This window comes from Cellulomonas sp. GTC20042, assembly GCF_055389595.1.
In genome coordinates this window covers 2074720-2091350 of the sequence record NZ_AP043678.1, presented here as the reverse complement: position 1 = coordinate 2091350, position 16631 = coordinate 2074720, and the positions used below count along the sequence as shown (strand labels likewise).

Annotated in this window: 19 protein-coding genes; 7 read left to right on the top strand and 12 right to left on the bottom strand. The window is 74.4% G+C overall.

The annotated features are described in order from the left end of the window. Positions 1-38 precede the first annotated feature (38 nt). Positions 39-674 (top strand): HAD family hydrolase, encoded by a 636-nt coding sequence (locus ACZ5HG_RS09665; RefSeq protein WP_464175586.1) that lies wholly within the window; start codon positions 39-41, stop codon positions 672-674. Here the strand turns inward: ACZ5HG_RS09665 and ACZ5HG_RS09660 are convergent. Both ACZ5HG_RS09660 and ACZ5HG_RS09655 read right to left on the bottom strand, forming a co-directional pair. After that, positions 652-1260: a TetR/AcrR family transcriptional regulator gene (locus ACZ5HG_RS09660; RefSeq protein WP_464175584.1), complete on the bottom strand. Its 609-nt coding sequence runs from the start codon at positions 1258-1260 to the stop codon at positions 652-654. The two genes, ACZ5HG_RS09665 and ACZ5HG_RS09660, sit on opposite strands and share 23 nt — an antisense overlap. 4 nt (positions 1261-1264) lie before the next feature. Then, complete coding sequence (locus tag ACZ5HG_RS09655; protein WP_464175581.1) at positions 1265-1807, bottom strand: hypothetical protein; 543 nt, start codon at positions 1805-1807, stop codon at positions 1265-1267. Between the two features lie 157 nt (positions 1808-1964). Here ACZ5HG_RS09655 and ACZ5HG_RS09650 point away from each other — a divergent pair, with 157 nt between their 5' ends. Continuing rightward, the gene (locus ACZ5HG_RS09650; RefSeq protein ID WP_464182137.1) at positions 1965-2678 is read left to right on the top strand and encodes a GTP pyrophosphokinase; all 714 of its coding nucleotides are present in this window, start codon (positions 1965-1967) and stop codon (positions 2676-2678) included. Between the two features lie 21 nt (positions 2679-2699). On the opposite strand, the gene ACZ5HG_RS09645 is transcribed toward ACZ5HG_RS09650, so the two are convergent. After that, the gene (locus ACZ5HG_RS09645; RefSeq protein WP_464175579.1) at positions 2700-3554 is read right to left on the bottom strand and encodes a GNAT family N-acetyltransferase; all 855 of its coding nucleotides are present in this window, start codon (positions 3552-3554) and stop codon (positions 2700-2702) included. 136 nt (positions 3555-3690) lie between these two features. Between ACZ5HG_RS09645 and ACZ5HG_RS09640 the strand changes: the two genes are divergently transcribed. Continuing rightward, positions 3691-4299, top strand: coding sequence for a GNAT family N-acetyltransferase (locus ACZ5HG_RS09640; RefSeq protein WP_464175577.1), 609 nt, complete (start codon positions 3691-3693; stop codon positions 4297-4299). Positions 4300-4304: 5 nt separating this feature from the next. Further along, on the top strand, positions 4305-4715 hold the full coding sequence (locus ACZ5HG_RS09635) for a YkvA family protein (protein WP_464175575.1): 411 nt from the start codon (positions 4305-4307) through the stop codon (positions 4713-4715). Between the two features lie 7 nt (positions 4716-4722). Here the strand turns inward: ACZ5HG_RS09635 and ACZ5HG_RS09630 are convergent, their stop codons facing one another. Together ACZ5HG_RS09630 and ACZ5HG_RS09625 are read right to left on the bottom strand one after the other, a co-directional pair. Continuing rightward, a complete protein-coding gene (locus ACZ5HG_RS09630) occupies positions 4723-5445 on the bottom strand; it encodes a VOC family protein (RefSeq protein WP_464175573.1) in 723 nt (240 codons plus the stop codon). Between the two features lie 380 nt (positions 5446-5825). After that, positions 5826-6629, bottom strand: a complete 804-nt coding sequence (locus ACZ5HG_RS09625; protein WP_464175571.1) for a MerR family transcriptional regulator — start codon at positions 6627-6629, stop codon at positions 5826-5828. A gap of 120 nt (positions 6630-6749) precedes the next feature. On the opposite strand from ACZ5HG_RS09625, the gene ACZ5HG_RS09620 reads away from it, so the two are divergent. Further along, entirely contained in the window at positions 6750-7706 is a 957-nt protein-coding gene (locus tag ACZ5HG_RS09620; protein WP_464175569.1) for a lysylphosphatidylglycerol synthase domain-containing protein, read from the top strand. 1 nt (position 7707) lies between these two features. On the opposite strand, the gene ACZ5HG_RS09615 is transcribed toward ACZ5HG_RS09620, so the two are convergent. Continuing rightward, on the bottom strand, positions 7708-8403 hold the full coding sequence (locus ACZ5HG_RS09615) for a tyrosine-protein phosphatase (RefSeq protein WP_464175567.1): 696 nt from the start codon (positions 8401-8403) through the stop codon (positions 7708-7710). Positions 8404-8696: 293 nt separating this feature from the next. Between ACZ5HG_RS09615 and thrS the strand changes: the two genes are divergently transcribed. Then, on the top strand, positions 8697-9947 hold the full coding sequence (gene thrS / locus ACZ5HG_RS09610; protein ID WP_464175565.1) for a threonine--tRNA ligase: 1251 nt from the start codon (positions 8697-8699) through the stop codon (positions 9945-9947). Here the strand turns inward: thrS and ACZ5HG_RS09605 are convergent. The 5 genes from ACZ5HG_RS09605 to ACZ5HG_RS09585 are packed head-to-tail and all read right to left on the bottom strand — an operon-like array spanning position 9863 to position 13379. Further along, the gene (locus tag ACZ5HG_RS09605) at positions 9863-10525 is read right to left on the bottom strand and encodes an SMI1/KNR4 family protein (protein WP_464175563.1); all 663 of its coding nucleotides are present in this window, start codon (positions 10523-10525) and stop codon (positions 9863-9865) included. The genes thrS and ACZ5HG_RS09605 overlap by 85 nt on opposite strands. Beyond that, on the bottom strand, positions 10525-11103 hold the full coding sequence (locus tag ACZ5HG_RS09600; protein ID WP_464175561.1) for a hypothetical protein: 579 nt from the start codon (positions 11101-11103) through the stop codon (positions 10525-10527). Before ACZ5HG_RS09600 ends, ACZ5HG_RS09605 begins: the two co-directional genes overlap by 1 nt. Further along, the gene (locus ACZ5HG_RS09595) at positions 11084-11632 is read right to left on the bottom strand and encodes an SMI1/KNR4 family protein (protein ID WP_464175559.1); all 549 of its coding nucleotides are present in this window, start codon (positions 11630-11632) and stop codon (positions 11084-11086) included. The genes ACZ5HG_RS09600 and ACZ5HG_RS09595 overlap by 20 nt, the downstream gene beginning before the upstream one ends. Continuing rightward, complete coding sequence (locus ACZ5HG_RS09590) at positions 11629-13047, bottom strand: putative T7SS-secreted protein (protein WP_464175557.1); 1419 nt, start codon at positions 13045-13047, stop codon at positions 11629-11631. The genes ACZ5HG_RS09595 and ACZ5HG_RS09590 overlap by 4 nt, the downstream gene beginning before the upstream one ends. Next, positions 13044-13379: a hypothetical protein gene (locus tag ACZ5HG_RS09585; RefSeq protein WP_464175555.1), complete on the bottom strand. Its 336-nt coding sequence runs from the start codon at positions 13377-13379 to the stop codon at positions 13044-13046. The genes ACZ5HG_RS09590 and ACZ5HG_RS09585 overlap by 4 nt, the downstream gene beginning before the upstream one ends. Positions 13380-13533: 154 nt before the next feature. On the opposite strand from ACZ5HG_RS09585, the gene ACZ5HG_RS09580 reads away from it, so the two are divergent. Continuing rightward, on the top strand, positions 13534-14118 hold the full coding sequence (locus tag ACZ5HG_RS09580) for a GNAT family N-acetyltransferase (RefSeq protein WP_464175553.1): 585 nt from the start codon (positions 13534-13536) through the stop codon (positions 14116-14118). Positions 14119-14173: 55 nt separating this feature from the next. On the opposite strand, the gene ACZ5HG_RS09575 is transcribed toward ACZ5HG_RS09580, so the two are convergent. Beyond that, positions 14174-16543: an ATP-binding cassette domain-containing protein gene (locus ACZ5HG_RS09575; RefSeq protein WP_464175551.1), complete on the bottom strand. Its 2370-nt coding sequence runs from the start codon at positions 16541-16543 to the stop codon at positions 14174-14176. Positions 16544-16631: the final 88 nt, after the last annotated feature.

The window sequence follows — 16631 nt, the reverse complement described above, 5'->3', positions numbered from 1 at the left end:
CCGGTGCCGGGCCCGGGCCGCCGGGGCAGACTGGCCCCATGACCGGCCAGCCGCTGCCCGACGTCGACGCGGTGGTGTTCGACGTCGGCGAGACGCTGGTGGACGAGTCCCGGGCCTGGGCCGACGCCGCCGAGCATGCCGGGGTGACCCCCTTCGCGCTGGTCGGCGTGCTCGGTGCCCTGATCGAGCGCGGCGAGCCGGTCGGCACCGTGTGGGACGTGCTCGGCGTGCCACGCCCCGAGCGCCTGCCGGTGGAGGGCGTCGACCTCTACCCCGACGCGGTGAGCTGCCTGGTGGCCTGCCGGGACGCCGGGCTCCGGGTGGGGATCGCCGGCAACCAGCCCGCCGGGGTCGAGCGCGAGCTGCTGGCGGCCGGGCTGCGCGCGGACTTCGTGGCCTCCTCGGCAGCATGGGGCGCGGCGAAGCCCTCCGCCGAGTTCTTCGACCGGGTGGTCGAGCACGCCCGGGTGCCCGCCGGACGCATCCTCTACGTCGGCGACCGGCTGGACAACGACGTGCTCCCGGCGCGGGCGGCGGGCATGCGCACGGCACTGCTGCGGCGCGGGCCGTGGGGCTACCTGCACCACGCGTCCCCCGGCGCGCAGGCCGCCGACCTGCGGATCGACTCGCTGGCTGACCTGGTCGCCGCGCTCAGGCGCCCCGGCCGTCGCTGATCGGCCCGGCCAGCGACCGCAGGTGCCGGCGCAGCAGCACCCGCGCCGCGTCCCCCGGCAGGGACTCCGGGTGCCAGAGCAGGTGCAGCGCCGTGCCGTCGAGCAATGCGTGCAGGGACTCCGCCTCGGCCTCCGCGTCGCGCGAGGCGTGCAGGGCGCCGGTGCGGTCGAGCTCGGCGATCCCGGCGGTGCACGCGCCGCGCACGGCCAGGTTCAGCGTCACCACCTCCGTGTGCAGGGCGTCGTCGGTCAGGGCGAGCGCCCCGAGCTGCACCTGCGCGCCGAGCTCGACCCGCCGCTCCTCGTCCAGCGGCAGCAGCTCGGCCAGCATCGCCTCCACCCGCGCGATCCCCTCACCGTCCAGCGCCCGGATCCGCCGTGCCGCCCGCTCGGCGACCGCCTGGAGGCAGAACCGTCGCAGCGCGTCCTGCGTCGGGAAGGCGCGCCGCAGCGAGGCGGTGGCGAGCCCGGCCTCCTCGGCGACCTTGCGCACGGACAGGCTGGTCAGCCCGTCGCGACCGAGCACCCGCAGCGCGGCGGCGGCGATCTCCTGGTCGCGGGCGTCGTGGTCGATCAGTCGGGGCACGGGCTCATCGTGCCTCAGCCGCGGGGGCCTTCCGGGGCCAGATCGAGTACGACACCGCCCACAGCAGGTCGATCGTCAGCACCAGCGTGAGCACGCCGGAGAACTCGGTCAGCGCCGCGGTGCGCTCGGGGGCGTCCACCACGAGCACCAGCCCGCCGAGGATCGCCGCCGCCAGCAGCACCGCGAGCAGCGTACGCCCGACGTCCTTCCAGCACGCGACCGTGTACGCGGCGCCGTGCAGCCGGAGCCGGCGGGGCGCGCCGTCGACCCGGTGCGCGAACTGCGCGTCGGCCCAGGCGATCATCCGGTGCCCGTACGCGACCGAGATGCCGATGTAGAGCGCCGCGAGCCCGTGGTGCCACGACGCCGTGCCACCACCGACCAGGTCGATCGCCACCAGCACCAGCAGCAGCACGTCGATCAGCGGCGCCGCCACCAGCAGCGCGGCGCCGAGCCGGGGCCGGCGGGCCAGGTAGCGGGCGGACAGGCCGGCGAGGATCGCCACCCAGAACCCGATCTCGCACGCGACGATCGCGGCCAGCACCATCGTGGACCTCCTCGGTCGGATCTTTTGCGAGCACGACTGTACTAGCAAAGATCGACCATGATGGACCCGCCACCTGATCCCGACGCCAGGAGCCCGCGCCGTGCCCGACCAGCCCCCGCTGCCGCTGCTCACCCCCGACGGGGCGCCCGACCCGGAGATGATCGGTTTCGCGCGCCGGATGCAGGAGGGCTTCGCCCGGCTGCAGATGGAGCACCAGTTCGCGGTGGACGAGATCCTCACCAAGGTGCAGATCCTGCGCACGGAGTTCCTGCACCTGCACCGGTACAACCCGATCGAGCACGTCGGCTCCCGGGTCAAGTCCCCGGCGAGCATCGTGGACAAGGTGCTGCGCCGCGGGATCGCCCTGACGCCGGAGGCGATCCGCGAGGGCCTGTCGGACATCGCGGGCGTCCGGATCACCTGCTCGTTCATCGCCGACACCTACCGGATCCTCGACACGCTGACCGCGCAGGACGACGTGCGGGTGATCCGGGTGAAGGACTACATCGCCGAGCCCAAGGGCAACGGGTACAAGAGCCTGCACGCGATCGTGGAGATCCCGGTGTTCCTGTCGACCGGCCCGGTACCGGTCAAGGTCGAGGTGCAGATCCGCACGATCGCGATGGACTTCTGGGCCAGCCTGGAGCACAAGATCCACTACAAGTACGACGGCGAGGTGCCCGAGCACCTGGCGGCGAGCCTGGCCGAGGCGGCCGAGGTGGCGGCGCAGCTCGACCGGCGGATGGAGCAGCTGCACGGCGAGGTGCACGGCGCCGAGGACCCGGACGCGGCGCCGGTGCTGCCCGGGCGCGTGGACGAGAACCTGCTGCGGCGGCTGTGGGAGCAGGCACGCACCGGCGCTCCTGAGTAGCGCGCCCCGCGCGGCCCGGGCTCAGGCCGGGGCGCCGACGACGTGCAGGTACAGCCAGCGCCCCTCGGCGACGAAGCCCAGGCGCTCGGCCAGCCGGACGGACCCGGTGTTGTCCTCGCGGCACGACCACACCGGCGTGAGCCCCGCGGCGAGCACCCGATCGATCAGCGCGGCCGCCGCCCGGCTCGCGAGCCCCTGTCGGCGGTGCGCCGCGCTGGTCTCGATGCCGATCTCGACGAAGCCGTCCCAGCGGTACGACGCCAGCGCGAGCGCGCCGACCTCGCCGTCCCGCTCGACCACGGCTCCCCCGCCGTGCGCCAGCCAGGTCGCCGCGTCCGGCCAGAACCCCGCCGGCACCACCGATCCGGGGATCGCGAAGTCGGCCTCGGTCGCGTCCCGCACGGTCCAGCCGTCGTCCGGCACCGGGCGTGCGGCGATCCCCGCCCGGAACGCGTCCTCGTCGAAGCGGAAGGTGATCCGCACGTGCCGCACCGCGGCTGCGCCCGGGTGGTCGGCCGCTGCGTCGATCGGCACCGCGCCCAGCGCGCCGTCCCAGTCCAGGCCGTGCCAGCGCGGCTCCACCTGCACCCACTCGTGCCGGCCGGTCGCCGCCCGCGCCCGCAGCCGCTCGACCACCACGTCGAAGGCCTCGTCCACCGCAGGACCCCACACCTGCGACATCCCGTAGGGGTGCACGGCGTGGAACGCCCGCGGATCGTCCGTCCGGTCGGCCCACAGCTCGGCGGGCTCGCCCAGCGGGGTGCCGGTGAGGCCGGGGCTGTCGATCACCGCCCGCACGAAGCCGACGTTGGTGGGGACGACGTCCAGCGCGCGCCGGGCCGCGGCGCGCAGCGCGGGGGTGATCGAGGGCTCCATCCGGGCATCGTGGCACGTCAGCGCCGTACGCGGCCTCGGCCCGAGGTCCCGGGTGGCCGCCGTCGGGCGGTCATCTGCGCCGCGTGCGACCCCGGCGTCTCGTCCGCTGGCGTGCGTCCGTGCCAGCATCGACGGCGTGACCCGGACCGTGCGCGCCCTCGACCCCGCGGAGGTGGCGCAGGCCGCCGACGTCCTCGCCCTCGCCTTCGACGGCTACGCCTGGACGACGTGGACGGTGGCCGCCGACGACCACCTCGACCGGCTGACCGGGCTGTTCCGGATCACCCTCGCCGAGATCGGCCTACCCTACGGCGACGTGCACGTGGCCGTCGGGGACGAGGGGATCGAAGCGGTCGCGGTGTGGCTGCGCCCGGACCGGGTCGTGCCCGGCGAGGTGTGGGCCGGTCTGGAGTGGCAGGAGGAGGCGCTGGCCGGCGACCGCTGGGCCGCCTCCCTGGCCGCCGAGGCCGCCTGCCTCCCGCTGCGCACCGCCGGACCGGCGTTCACGCTGGCCACGGTGGGCGTGCACCCGGACCACCGGCGCACCGGAGCCGGGCACGCGGTGCTGCGCCCGGCGCTGGACGAGGCCGACCGGCTCGAGGTGCCCGCCGTGCTGGAGACCTCCGTGGAGGAGAACCTGCTGTTCTACGCCGCCCTCGGCTTCGTGGTGACCGGTGAGGTGCAGGTCGCGCCGGACGGGCCGCCCGTGTGGGCGATGCGCCGCCCGCCGGTCGGCGGGGTCTGACCGCCGTGCCGGGCTGGACCTGGACCGTCGTCGGCGTGCTCGGCGGCGTGCTGCTGCTCTGGGCGGCCCTGGTGGTCGTCCTCTGGCTCACCGCCCGCCCGCAGGAGCGCGACCTGCGCGGGGTGCTGCGGCTGCTGCCCGACGTGGTGCGCCTGGTGCGCCGGCTCGCCGCCGATCCGCTGCTGCCCCGCGGAGTCCGGGTGCGGCTGTGGCTGCTGCTGGCGTACCTGCTCTCGCCGATCGACCTGGTGCCGGACGTGCTGCCGGTGATCGGGTGGGCCGACGACGCCGTGGTGGTGGCGCTGGTGCTGCGCTCGGTGGCGCGGCGCGCGGGCGGCGACGCCCTGGACCGGCACTGGCCGGGCACGCCCGACGGCCTGACCGCGGTGCGGCGGCTCGTCGGGCTGCCCGGCTGAGGTCCGGTCAGGCCGCCGGCAGCGCCCCCGGCGCACCGCAGACGCACGCCTCGTTGCCCTCCGGATCGGCGAGCACCCAGAACATCGGGGCGTCCTCGTCGTGCAGCACCCGCCCTCCTGCGGCCACCGCCGTGGCGACCCGCTCGGCCGCCACCGCCAGCGGCAGGTGCACGTCGACATGCAGCCGGTTGCGCTGCGGGCGGACCTCCGTCGTCTGCTGGAACCACACCGCCGGCAGGCGCCGGTGCGGGTCGCGCAGCGGGTCGGCGGCCGGGCCGCCCTCGAAGCGCTCACGGTCGCCCCAGCCGAGGTCCAGCGGCTCGTGCCCGAGCAGAGCCCGCCAGAACGCCTGCACCGCAGGCCCGTCCAGGGCGTCGACCGCGATCTCGATCTGCTGCGGCCCGTGCGGGTCCGGCTCGGTGCCGAGGCTGCGCGCGATCTCCCCGATCTCCCGGGCGAGCACGCGGTCGCGCGGCAGGAACTCGGCCAGGCCGGTCACCGGGATCGCGCAGGTCACGCCGTCCGGGCGCAGGTCGAGCCGCAGGGGCACGTCGGCGGCGACCGCCCGCTCCCCTGCGGCGGCGGCCAGCGTGAGCGCCTGGGTCAGCGAGGTCGTGCGGTAGCGCGCGTACGCGGCGTCCACGAGCACGGACCAGTCCTCCAGACCGGGCACGCCGGTCAGCTCGTCGGCGGGGATCGTCTGCTCGGTCGGGATCGTCTGCTCGGCCACGCCGCCTCCTGCGTCGCGGGGCACGTCCGATCGCCCCCGGTGCTCGGCAACCTAGGCCCGCCGCAGACGCGCGACCAGGACCTTCGGTCCCGCCCGCACCCGCGCGCTCCGCGCGGGCCCGCGCCCGACCAGCCCGGTTCCCGATGTCGCTGGTGCAGATCGCGCCGGGCACGCGGTCGTCGTGATGGGCGTGAAGACGGTGGCGTTCCTGGCCGGACCTTGCCCGCGCTGCGCGCTGCCCGGCAGGACCCGATCCCCTCGCTCCGGTACGAGTGAGCACGCGCACCTGACCGCGCTCCCCGCCGAGACTGCACGACCCACCTGACGCCACGGCCCGGACGCACGGCATGTCGTGCAGTCTCGGCGTCCCGGGCGCTCGGTCAGCGGGCCGGAGCCACCGGCACGGCGATCTCCATCACCGGTCCGGGCTCCCCGGTGCCCCAGGACGGCAGGTACACCTCGCGGTCGTCGCCGGCGGGGACGAGGTCGGTGGAGAACGCGCCGGAGGCGAGATGGTCGTGCACCGCCACGACCCGGCCCTGGTCCGCGGCGGCGTCCTGGTCGAGCGCCACCCACGCCTCGGTGCGCGCCGGGTCGATCGTCACCGCCGTGCCGACCGCCGGACGCACCGGTGCCGCGATCGGCACGCGCAGGGTCAGCCGTGCCGGCCAGCCCTCGGTGGCGCGCTCGTGGTGCTCCACGAAGGGGCTGCCCGCCAGGTCCACGCCCGCGGCGCCGAGCAGGTCGAACACCCGGGCCGTCCCCGCGGTGATGACCGCCGCCATCTCGGGCAGGGTGGCCCGCAGCGGCAGGTCGAGGGTCATCCGCTCCGGGACCTCGCGCACCCGCACCTCCTGGTCGATCCGCGGCGAGCCCGCCAGCACGGAGCGCGCGTAGACCGCGGCGGCGGGGATCGCACCCAGCCGGCCACGCCGCTCGTCCCACACCGTGTCGAACGCCTCCGCACGGTCCTCGGCGGCCAGCACCGCGCCGATCTGCTCCAGCGAGAGGTCCAGGCCGCGCAGCAGCGCGATCGTCCGCGCCTGGCGCCCCGCCTCCGGCCCGAACTCCCGCCGGTCCCCGGTCGCGTCCTGCCGCACGTCCAGCAGCCCGCGCGCCGCGTACAGCCTGACTGCCTTGTCGCTGATGCCGGCCGCTCGCGCGACCTCCCCTGTCGTCGTCATGCCGGCGACGCTAGGGCCTGCCCCAGGGGAAGGTGCAAGCATCCGCGCGACGCCGTCACCTGCTGCTACGGTCACGATGACGACCAGGTGGTCGGTTTCACGGATCGGAGGGAGCGCGCGATGACGCGCGAGCAGGGGTCGCCGTCGGCCCGGCGGGTGCTGCTCCGCACCCTGGTCACCGCGACGCTCGCCGCCGCGATCATCGCCTGGTCGGTGCGCGGGGTCGACTGGTCCGAGGTCGGACGCAGCCTGCGCGGCGCCGACCTGCCGCTCACGGCGGCGTGCGTGCTGGTGTTCGCGGCGTCCTTCGGCACCGTCGACGTCCTGGCCTTCGGCCGGGTGTGGCGGGCGCACCTGGACCCGACCGTGCCGTGGCGCGACGTGCAGGCGCTGGTGCTCGGCAAGCAGCTGCTGTTCACCACGGTCCCCCTGCTGACCAAGACCGTCCCGCCGGCGTACTTCTGGCGGCGGCGCGGGCTGCCGCTGGCCCGGGTGATCGGCGCGTCCGAGCTGGTCAGCGCCGCCGAGCTGGTCGTGGTGCTCGGGATCGCCTCGCTGACCGCGCTGCTCGGACCGGTGGACCTCGACCCGGTGCTGACCGCGGTGCTGCTGGCGCTCTGGGTGCTGCTGGTCGGCGGCGCGCTGTGGGTCCGTCGATCCCGACCGGGCGGGGCCGAGCAGGGCCCGGGTCTGCTGCACGCGTTGCGCACCGCCCGCACCCGCGACCTGCTGGCGCAGATCGGCCTGCGGCTGGTGCACCAGGTGGTCGCGCTGGTCTGCGTCACGGTGCTGCTGCACGGCTGGGGCGCGACCCCGACGCTGGCGCAGGTGCTCACCTTCGGCCCGCTGTTCCTGGTCAGCGGCACCCTGCCGATCTCCCTCGGCGGGTACGGCGGACCGCAGGGCATCGCGGTCGCCCTGCTCGCCGACACGTGGGGGCTGCTGCCGGCCGCCGACGCACTCGCGTTCAGCCTGGTCTGGTCGACCGCGGTGCTGCTCACCCAGCTCGCCACCGGAGTCGTGCACCTGCCCCGGCTGGTCGCCCTGGTCCGGCGGGCCGACGCCGCACCGGCCTGAGTCAGGCCACCAGCAGCCGCCGCCGCACACCCGTCACGTCGGCCCGGGTCAGCCCGGCGACCCGCAGCGCGTCGATCAGCCCGGGATCGGTGAGGAACGCCAGCAGCTCGGCCCGGCTGCTCGCGAGGTAGGCGTCGAGGGCGTGCGGGTCCAGCGCGCGCTCGGCTCCGCGCGGGGCGTCCCGCAGCTGCTCGTCGGCGTCCCGGCGTGCCACCTCGTCGGCGTCGGCCACCACCTCGGGCGCGACCCCGGCCAGCGTGAGCAGCAGCGCGGTCACCTGCCCGGTGCGGTCCCGGCCCGCCGCGCAGTGCACCAGCACCGGGCCCGCGGGCGCCTCCGCGATCGTCCGCACCGCCGCCACCAGCAGATCGGGCCAGCGCCGCAGGATCTCCGGGTAGTACGCCGGGCTGCCGAGCCGCCGCCCCCACGCGGCCCGGAACTCCGCGTCCGTCGGGTCCTCGACCGGTCGGAGGTGCCGCACCGCGCGCTCCGGCAGCGGGCAGACCTCCCCCTCGCCGGGGTTGCGCAGGTCGACCACGGTGCGCACCGGCGCCAGGACCGCCGTGGCGTCGGGGGCGCGCAGCGCGAACGCCGAGGTCCGCAGCACCCGATCGGGCACCGTGGTTGCCCGGGTGCCGTCGGGCAGCGTGGCGGGCAGACCGCCGAGGCATCGGACATGGCGCAGATCGACGGGCATGCCAGCCAGCCGATCACACCCGCGCCGCGCAGGTACCGGGATCGGCCAGGCGTGCACGAGATCTCCGCATCGCCGCGGTCCTGCCGCAACCCGGCCCTGTCCAACGGCCGCCAGGAGGCGTACTCTGCCGCCCATGTCATCGCTGCGCCTCGTCACGACCACGCCGGACCCGTTCCGGCGGTAGCGCGCAGCACGACGCACACCCGACCTCCGGAGCATCCCGCCCCGGAGGTCGACTCGTTCTCGGCCGGTCTCCGGCAGGCGGTCTCCCGGACCGACCGAAGGACCCACCGATGATCGACAGCCCCGCCCCGCGCCTGGACCACCGCGACCTCAACGCGGACCTCGACGTCTTCGCCACCGACCCGCTGGTCGGCTCCGGCCTGCCGCTCTGGCTGCCCGCGGGCGCCGTGATCCGCCGCGAGCTGGAACGGCTCGCCGAGGAGATCGCCCTGCGTGACGGCTGCCAGCCGGTCTACTCCCCCGTGCTCGCGCGGCGCGCCCTGTTCGAGCGCTCCGGCCACTGGGCGAAGTTCAGCGCCGACATGTTCCCGCCGATGAAGGTCGGCGGCGACGAGCTGGTGCTCCGCCCGGCGAACTGCCCGCACCACGCCGCGATCTACGCCGCGCAGCCCCGCTCCTACCGCGACCTGCCCGTCCGCCTGCACGAGCTCGCGCCGATGTTCCGCGCCGAGCGCTCCGGCGTGCTGTCCGGGCTGAGCCGGGTGCGGCAGATCAGCCTGGACGACACCCACGTGTTCTGCCGGCCGGACCAGGTCGCCGCCGAGGTGGCCCGCGCGCTGCGCTCCGCGCTCGACGCCCAGCAGATCCTCGGGATGCGGGTCGACGCCGTCCGGCTGTCCCGCCGGGTGCCCGGCGACGCTCGCTACCTCGGCGACGACGCGTCCTGGGAGCGCGGGGAGGCTGCGCTGCGGGCGGCCGCGCACGAGATCGCCCCCGGGTTCGGCCTGCCGGTCGTCGAGGCGCCCGGCGAGGCGGCGTTCTACGGCCCCAAGCTCGACCTCCAGGTGCGCGACGGACGCGGTCACGAGGAGACCATCGCCACCGTGCAGCTCGACTTCAACCAGCCCGAGCGCTTCGACCTCGGCTACACCGGTGCCGACAACGCCCGCCACCGCCCCGTCATGGTCCACCGCGGCACCGTCGGATCCATGGAACGCGTGGTCGCCGCCCTGCTGGAGCGCTACCAGGGCCGACTGCCGATCTGGCTCGCGCCGGTGCAGGTGTGCGTGCTGCCGGTGGGCCCCGGGCAGGACGAGGCCGCCTCCGCCGTCGCCGAGGCCCTGGGCGCGGCCGGCCTGCGGCACCGGGTGGACCGCGAGGGCTCGCTCGGCCTGCGCATCCGTGCGAGCCGCCGCCGGCGCGACGCGGTGATCGCCGTGGTCGGTCCGCGGGAGCAGGAGGCGGGCGCGGTGCAGGTGACCGACCCGGCGGTGGATCACCGGGGCGTCGAGCCGGTGGCGCGGCTGGTGGAGGTGGTCGGTGCGGCGGCGCGGGAGCGGGCGGCGGTGGCGGGGTGGTGAGCGGGGCGAGGCGGGTCAGGCGCGCCCGGCCCGATCGCGCTCGGCCCGTCGCTTCGCGGCGCGCTCGGTCGTCCGGTCGAGCATGGTGAACCCGGCCAGCCAGAAGTGGTGAGCATTCGGCCACGTGTCGAGCAACGAGCCGTCGAGCCAGTGGATCGGGTGCCCACCATCCGTGACCGGCCCGGCCAGGTCGACGACGAAGAGCGCAGTGTCCCCGACATGGAACGGGTAGATCGACTCCCGCGGGGGAACCCGATCGCGGGCCCGTCCTCGTAGTACCCGCGCAGCATCGTCAGGGCTCGCTGCCAAAGCGGCCCCTGGCCGAGCTCGTCCGTGCTGAGCAGGTCGGCGTGGGCGAAGGCGTCCTCCCACCCGTTGAACTCGCGGAGGATCGCGGCATGCTGGGCGTCGAGCGGGTGACCCAGCCGGGCCTCGGCGGCCGCGATGTCGCTGTCAGTCCCGCGCACGCCGACGGGCCGAACGGGGTACTCGCGGGGCAGCGCGGCCTGCTCCAGGATGATCCGGCGGCGCAGCATCTCGCCGGCCATCGCGTCCCACGGCACGTCCTCGGTCACCATCACGACGACCGGCCGCGCTCCGCGCGCTCGCGCAGGTAGGAGATCAGGAATACCCGCGACTGTTCCAAGAGCGTCAGCCCCGCGAGCCAGAACTCGCGCACGTTCGGCCACCGGTCCACCAGGTCACCGGCCAACCAGAACACCGGATGCCCGCCGTCGGTCAATGGCCCCGAACGGTCGATGACGAACACGCTGTCCTCGACGACGTGGATCGGGTAGATCGACTCTCGCGGAGGGAAGCCCGCGGTGTTTCCCTCCTCGTAGAAGATGGTCAGCGCCTGCTGCGCCTGGCTCCACCGGGCGCCCTGGCCCAGGTCGCTCGTGCCGAGCAGGTCGCCGCCCGCGAACAGGTCGGGCCAGCCGTTGACCCGCTTCAGCAGCTCGACCTGTTGCGCATCGAGCGGGTGTTCCAGGCGGGCCTCGGCGGCGGCGATGTCAGCCGCGGAGGCCCGGTATCCGAAGGGCTGGAGCGGGTGAACAGTGGGGGCGACCTCTTCCAGGATGATGCGGCGTCGCAGCATCTCGCCGGCCAGCGCCTCCCACGGGGTGCTCGGCCCCTCAGAGCCCGTTCTGTTCACGCGCCCGCTCCTCAGCGAGCCGCTGGGTCTGCGCCAGGATCGTGAACCCGGCCGACCAGTACTCGCGGACGTTCGGCCACCGGTCCAGCAGGTCGTTCGAGAGCCAGTAGACCGGGTGCCCGCCGTCGGTCACCGGGCCAGACAGGTCGATCACGAACATCGAGGTCCCGCCGAGGTGGATCGGGTAGATCGCGCTTCGCGGCGGCCAGCCGGAGATCGGGCCGTCCTCGTAGTAGATCGACAGCGTGTCCATCGCGTCGTCCCACCGTGCGCCCGCGCCGAGATCGCCGGTGCCGAGCAGATCACCGTGCGCGAAGGCATCGGGCCAGCCGTCCACCTCGCGTAGGACGGCGGCGTGCTGGGCGTCGAGCGGGTGACCCAGGCGCGCTTCGGCGGCGGCGATGTCCGCGTCGGTGCCGCGCAGACCGAACGGTGCCATCGGGTACAGGGCGGGCGCTGCCTGCTCCAGGGCGATGCGGCGGCGCAGCATCTCGCCGACCAGGGCGCCCCACGACTCTGTCGCGTTCATTCGGGACTCCAATCAAAACTCCCTCGCACGATCGAACCGTCCGCCAGCCGTCCCTGGAACACGGTCGGCCGGAATCCGATCGGGTAGTCGAGCGACTGCCGCCCGAACGATGCGTTCACGGTCTTGTACTGAGCCTGCCAGTAGAGCGCCTCTGAACTGTCCGTCCAGGTTCCGTCTGGACCGTGCCCCACCTCCATTCCTCGATAGCGGGTGTCCCCCGCGGCCTCCGCGCGCGCCCTCTCGGCCTTGGCCGCCAGATCCGACGCCGTGCGCAGGGCTCCGTCGGTCGCGACGCGACCCGTCCCTGACAGGCCGCCTTCGAGCCGAGTCGCGTTCGCCAGATCGAGGTGCTCGACCGCGTTCAGCACCCGGTCGTCGTCCCAGTCGGCGCGAAACCGGAACGTCACCGGCCCGTCCCCCGGGGTGGGTGCCATGAGTTCCTCCGCGGTCCAGGGTGTCGGTCCGATCGTCACGCGCTCGCCGACCCGCGCCCCGGCCGCCGCCACCTCGGCCGCACGTGACCCGGCCCGCGCCGCCGACACCGCACGCGACAGCGTCCCCGCACCTGCGACGACGCTCAGGGCGATGTCCGGCGCGAGCCCGCCCCACCACCGCCCGGGGTCGTCACGACGCTGCTGGCCGTTCAGCAGCACGTCCGGCGCACCCAGCGGATCGGTGGTCAGCAACCGGTACGTCCCCGTCGCGGAGTCCCAGATCGCGACCGCGTCCCGGGCGAACCCGTCCGGGTCGATGACCCCGCGGATCAGGTTGGTGTCCCAGGCGACGAACCGCACCGTGTCGGTCAGCCAGTCCCACGCACCCGCGGCGAAGGAGTCCCAGTGCCAGCGCCCGTCCGGCATCCCCTCGACCAGACGATCGATCGCCTCGGCGGCGGCCCGCTCGGCCTGCGCCACCACCGCCCGGGCGGCCTCGAGATCCGCGGTCGCCTGCGCCCGCACCTTCGCTGCCTCGACCCCACCGGGACGCAGCGGACCACCGATCGGGCGCCCGAAGGGGTCGAGCTGCTTGGGCGGGGCGACGTCGATCTGCCCGACGAGATTCGGTCGACGCCCCGCGGGGGTGGCGCTCGCCGTGGCATACAGGGTGATCGCGGCGGCGGCCCGACGCTGGGCCCAGGCCAGCACGTCGGCGTAGGCGTGCAGGGTCTCGGCCGCCCACCGGTAGACCTGCCCCACCGCACCCAGGCGCTCGACCTCGACCACCCGCCGCGCCGCATACCCGTCAGCGGCAGTCCCCTGCCAGGACGGGATCGTCCGACGCGCCGCGCACGCCCCCACGTCCTCCAGATCCCCCGCCTGGGCGATCAGGTCCTCCGCGTCCCGACGCACCGCCTCCACATCACCCGGGATCAGATCGACCGGATCAGCCCCCGCCGACAGCACCGCCACGCTCACGACGCACCGTCCAGGCGGGTGCCGAGGCGGGTCAGGTCGTCGGCGGCACTGGTGTCCATGAACTCGTAGGACTCCGCGGTGCCGCGCAGGTGGTGACCGACCTGCTCGACCTCAGTCGCCAGCGCCTCCACCGCGTACGACGTGCGCTCCTCGAACCGGCGTGCCGCACCGGCGAGCGCCCCGGTGCCGCCGTACCGCGACGCCGAGGCCATCAGCACGTGGTGCCGGGCGAGCTCGACCCGGTCGGCGGAGCGCAGCCAGTCGTTCCCGGTCGCACGCAGGTCCTCGGTGTCGGCCGTCAGGAACACCGGGGCCGGGCCGTCGTCGCCCATGCTCGCCTCCTCGCGGGCTCGGACGGCCCGACGAGTCCACGCTACCTATACGTAGCGTGCACGAGATGCGATCTGCGTGGTGCCCCCACGCCCGGCGTCGAGGCGTGGAAATCCCGTCGCCCACGCCTGCGACCTGCGCGTACGGTCACGATCCGTGGAGCTCACCGCTGATCGCCTCGTCCTGCGCCCGTTCACCCCGGCCGACGCCGACGCCCTGCACGGGTACCTGAGCCGCCCGGAGGCGGTGCGCTTCGAGCCCTACGGGGTGCAGAGCGCGCAGGACTGCGTGCGGCTGGCCGCCGAGCGCGCGCAGGACGACCGCTTCCTCGCGATCTGCCTGGGCGACGCCGGTAGTCCGCTGATCGGCAACCTGTACCTCGCCCCGGAAGGGCCGCCGCACTGGCGCGCCTGGATGGTCGGCTACGTGCAGCACCCGGACCGCTGGGGCCACGGGTACGCGACCGAGGCGGTGATCCGGCTGATCGACCACCTGATGACCGACCGGGGCGCGCACCGCGTGCTGGCCCGGTGCGACCCGCGCAACGAGCGATCCTGGCGCCTGCTGGAGCGGGTCGGCATGCGGCGGGAGGCGCACGTGCTCGAGGGGGCGTCCTTCACCGTGGACGCCGACGGCGCGCCGGTGTGGCACGACACGTACCAGTACGCGGTCCTCGACCGGGAGTGGCGGGAGCGGGGCGGCGGGGAACGGCGCGAGCGGGTGCGGCGCGCGCAGGCCTGATCGACCCGCCCGCGCCGCCCGCGCGACGTCACCCGCCCGTGCGCCGCCCGCGCGCTCAGGCGCCGACGTACTGCGCCAGGTGCTCCCCGGTCAGCGTCGAGCGGTCCGCGACCAGCGCCGCCGGGGTGCCCTCGAACACGATCGTGCCGCCGTCGTGCCCAGCGCCGGGGCCGAGATCGATGATCCAGTCGGCGTGCGCCATCACGGCCTGGTGGTGCTCGATCACGATCACGGACCGCCCGGCGTCGACCATCCGGTCCAGCAGGCCGAGCAGCTGCTCGACATCCGCCAGGTGCAGGCCGGTGGTGGGCTCGTCCAGCACGAAGACGCCGCCCTTCTCCCCCATGTGCACGGCGAGCTTGAGCCGCTGGCGCTCCCCGCCGGACAGCGTGGTCAGCGGCTGACCCAGGCTGATATACCCGAGGCCGACGTCCACCATCCGCGCGAGCACGGCGTGCGCGGCGGGGGTGCGGGCGTCGCCGGAGCCGAAGAACTCCTCGGCCTCCGCGACCGACATCGCCAGCACCTCGGCGATGTCCTTGCCGCCCAGGTGGTAGTCGAGCACCGAGGCGTCGAAGCGCCGGCCCTCGCACACCTCGCAGACCGTGGACACCGTCGCCATGAAGCCGAGATCGGTGAAGATCACGCCCGCGCCGTTGCACGCCGGGCAGGCGCCCTCGGAGTTCGCGGAGAACAGCGCCGGCTTGACCCCGTTGGCCTTGGCGAAGGCCTTGCGGATCGGTTCGAGCAGGCCGGTGTAGGTGGCGGGGTTCGACCGGCGGGACCCGCGGATCGCGGACTGGTCGACCACGACCACGCCCTCGCGCCCGGCCACCGACCCGTGGATCAGCGAGGACTTGCCGGATCCGGCCACGCCGGTGACGACGGTGAGCACGCCGAGCGGCACGTCCACGTCGACCCCGCGCAGGTTGTGCGAGTCGGCGCCGCGCACCTCGATCGCCCCGCTGGGGGTGCGGACCTCCGGCTTGAGCCGCGCGCGGTCGTCCAGGTGCCGACCGGTGAGCGTGCCGGAGGCGCGCAGCTCGTCGACGGTGCCCTCGAAGACGATCTCGCCGCCGCCGGTGCCGGCGCGGGGTCCGAGGTCGACGACGTGGTCCGCGATCACGATGGCCTCGGGCTTGTGCTCGACCACCAGGACGGTGTTGCCCTTGTCGCGGAGCTGGAGCAGCAGCTCGTTCATCTTCTGGATGTCGTGCGGGTGCAGGCCCACGGTGGGCTCGTCGAAGACGTAGGTGACGTCGGTCAGCGAGGAGCCGAGGTGCCGGATCATCTTGGTCCGCTGCGCCTCGCCGCCGGAGAGCGTGCCCGCCGGGCGGTCCAGCGACAGGTACCCGAGCCCGATCGCGACGAAGGAGTCCAGCAGGTCCTTCAGGGTGCCGAGCAGCGGGGCCAGCGAGGGCTCGTCCAGGCCGGCGACCCACTGCGCCAGGTCGCTGATCTGCATCGCGCACGCGTCGGCGATGCTCACCCCGTCGATGGTCGAGGAGCGGGCGCCCGCGCTGAGCCGGGTCCCGTCGCACTCCGGGCAGGTGGTGAAGGTCGCGGCGCGCTCGACGAACGCGCGGATGTGCGGCTGCATCGCCTCGCGGTCCTTGGCGAACATCGCCTTCTGCAGCTTGGGCACCAGGCCCTCGTAGGTCATGTTGATGTCGCCGACCTTGACCTTGGTCGGCTCCTTGTAGAGGAAGTCGTGCCGCTCGCGCGTGGTGTAGTCGCGGATCGGCTTGTCCCCGTCGAGGAACCCGGACCCGGTGTAGATCTTCACGCCCCAGCCGTCGGCGGTGTACCCGGGGATGGTCAGCGCGCCCTCGTTGAGGGACTTGCTGTCGTCGAAGAGCTGCGCCAGGTCGATGTCGTTGACCGTGCCCATGCCCTCGCAGCGCGGGCACATGCCACCGGTGATGTTGAACGACCGCCGCTCCTTGACCTTCTGCCCGCCCTTCTCCAGCGTCACCGCCCCGGCGCCGGACACCGAGGGCACGTTGAAGGAGTACGCCTGCGGGGAGCCGAGGTAGGGCTGCGCGAGCCGGCTGAACACGATCCGCAGCACCGCGTTGGCGTCGGTGGCGGTGCCGACGGTCGAGCGCGAGTTCGCACCCATCCGCTCCTGGTCCACGATGATCGCGGTGGTCAGACCGCTGAGCACGTCCACGTCCGGGCGGGCCAGGTTCGGCATGAAGCCCTGCACGAAGGCGCTGTAGGTCTCGTTGATCATCCGCTGCGACTCGGCGGCGATCGTGCCGAACACCAGCGAGCTCTTGCCGGAGCCGGAGACCCCGGTGAACACGGTCAGCCGGCGCTTGGGCAGGTCGACGTCGACGTCCTTGAGGTTGTTCTCACGGGCGCCGCGCACCCGGATCTGGTCGTGGGAGTCGGCGGGGCGGTCGGCCGGGGCCTGGGTCATCGGGGGCTGCTCCTGCGGTGGGTCGACGCGTGACGGGATGACGATGGTCCCTCATCCGCGGGCACGTCGCGCACGATCTGCGTGGTGC

Excerpts from the sequence above, each read along its gene's own strand:
- ACZ5HG_RS09665 (WP_464175586.1), top strand. The coding sequence starts at position 39 with ATGACCGGCCAGCCGCTGCCCGACGTCGACGCGGTGGTGTTCGACGTC.
- ACZ5HG_RS09655 (WP_464175581.1), bottom strand. The coding sequence starts at position 1,807 with ATGGTGCTGGCCGCGATCGTCGCGTGCGAGATCGGGTTCTGGGTGGCG.
- ACZ5HG_RS09650 (WP_464182137.1), top strand. The coding sequence starts at position 1,965 with ATGATCGGTTTCGCGCGCCGGATGCAGGAGGGCTTCGCCCGGCTGCAG.
- ACZ5HG_RS09645 (WP_464175579.1), bottom strand. The coding sequence starts at position 3,554 with ATGGAGCCCTCGATCACCCCCGCGCTGCGCGCCGCGGCCCGGCGCGCG.
- ACZ5HG_RS09625 (WP_464175571.1), bottom strand. The coding sequence starts at position 6,629 with ATGACGACGACAGGGGAGGTCGCGCGAGCGGCCGGCATCAGCGACAAG.
- ACZ5HG_RS09620 (WP_464175569.1), top strand. The coding sequence starts at position 6,750 with ATGACGCGCGAGCAGGGGTCGCCGTCGGCCCGGCGGGTGCTGCTCCGC.
- ACZ5HG_RS09615 (WP_464175567.1), bottom strand. The coding sequence starts at position 8,403 with ATGCCCGTCGATCTGCGCCATGTCCGATGCCTCGGCGGTCTGCCCGCC.
- thrS (WP_464175565.1), top strand. The coding sequence starts at position 8,697 with ATGATCGACAGCCCCGCCCCGCGCCTGGACCACCGCGACCTCAACGCG.
- ACZ5HG_RS09605 (WP_464175563.1), bottom strand. The coding sequence starts at position 10,525 with ATGGTGACCGAGGACGTGCCGTGGGACGCGATGGCCGGCGAGATGCTG.
- ACZ5HG_RS09595 (WP_464175559.1), bottom strand. The coding sequence starts at position 11,632 with ATGAACGCGACAGAGTCGTGGGGCGCCCTGGTCGGCGAGATGCTGCGC.
- ACZ5HG_RS09585 (WP_464175555.1), bottom strand. The coding sequence starts at position 13,379 with ATGGGCGACGACGGCCCGGCCCCGGTGTTCCTGACGGCCGACACCGAG.
- ACZ5HG_RS09575 (WP_464175551.1), bottom strand. The coding sequence starts at position 16,543 with ATGACCCAGGCCCCGGCCGACCGCCCCGCCGACTCCCACGACCAGATC.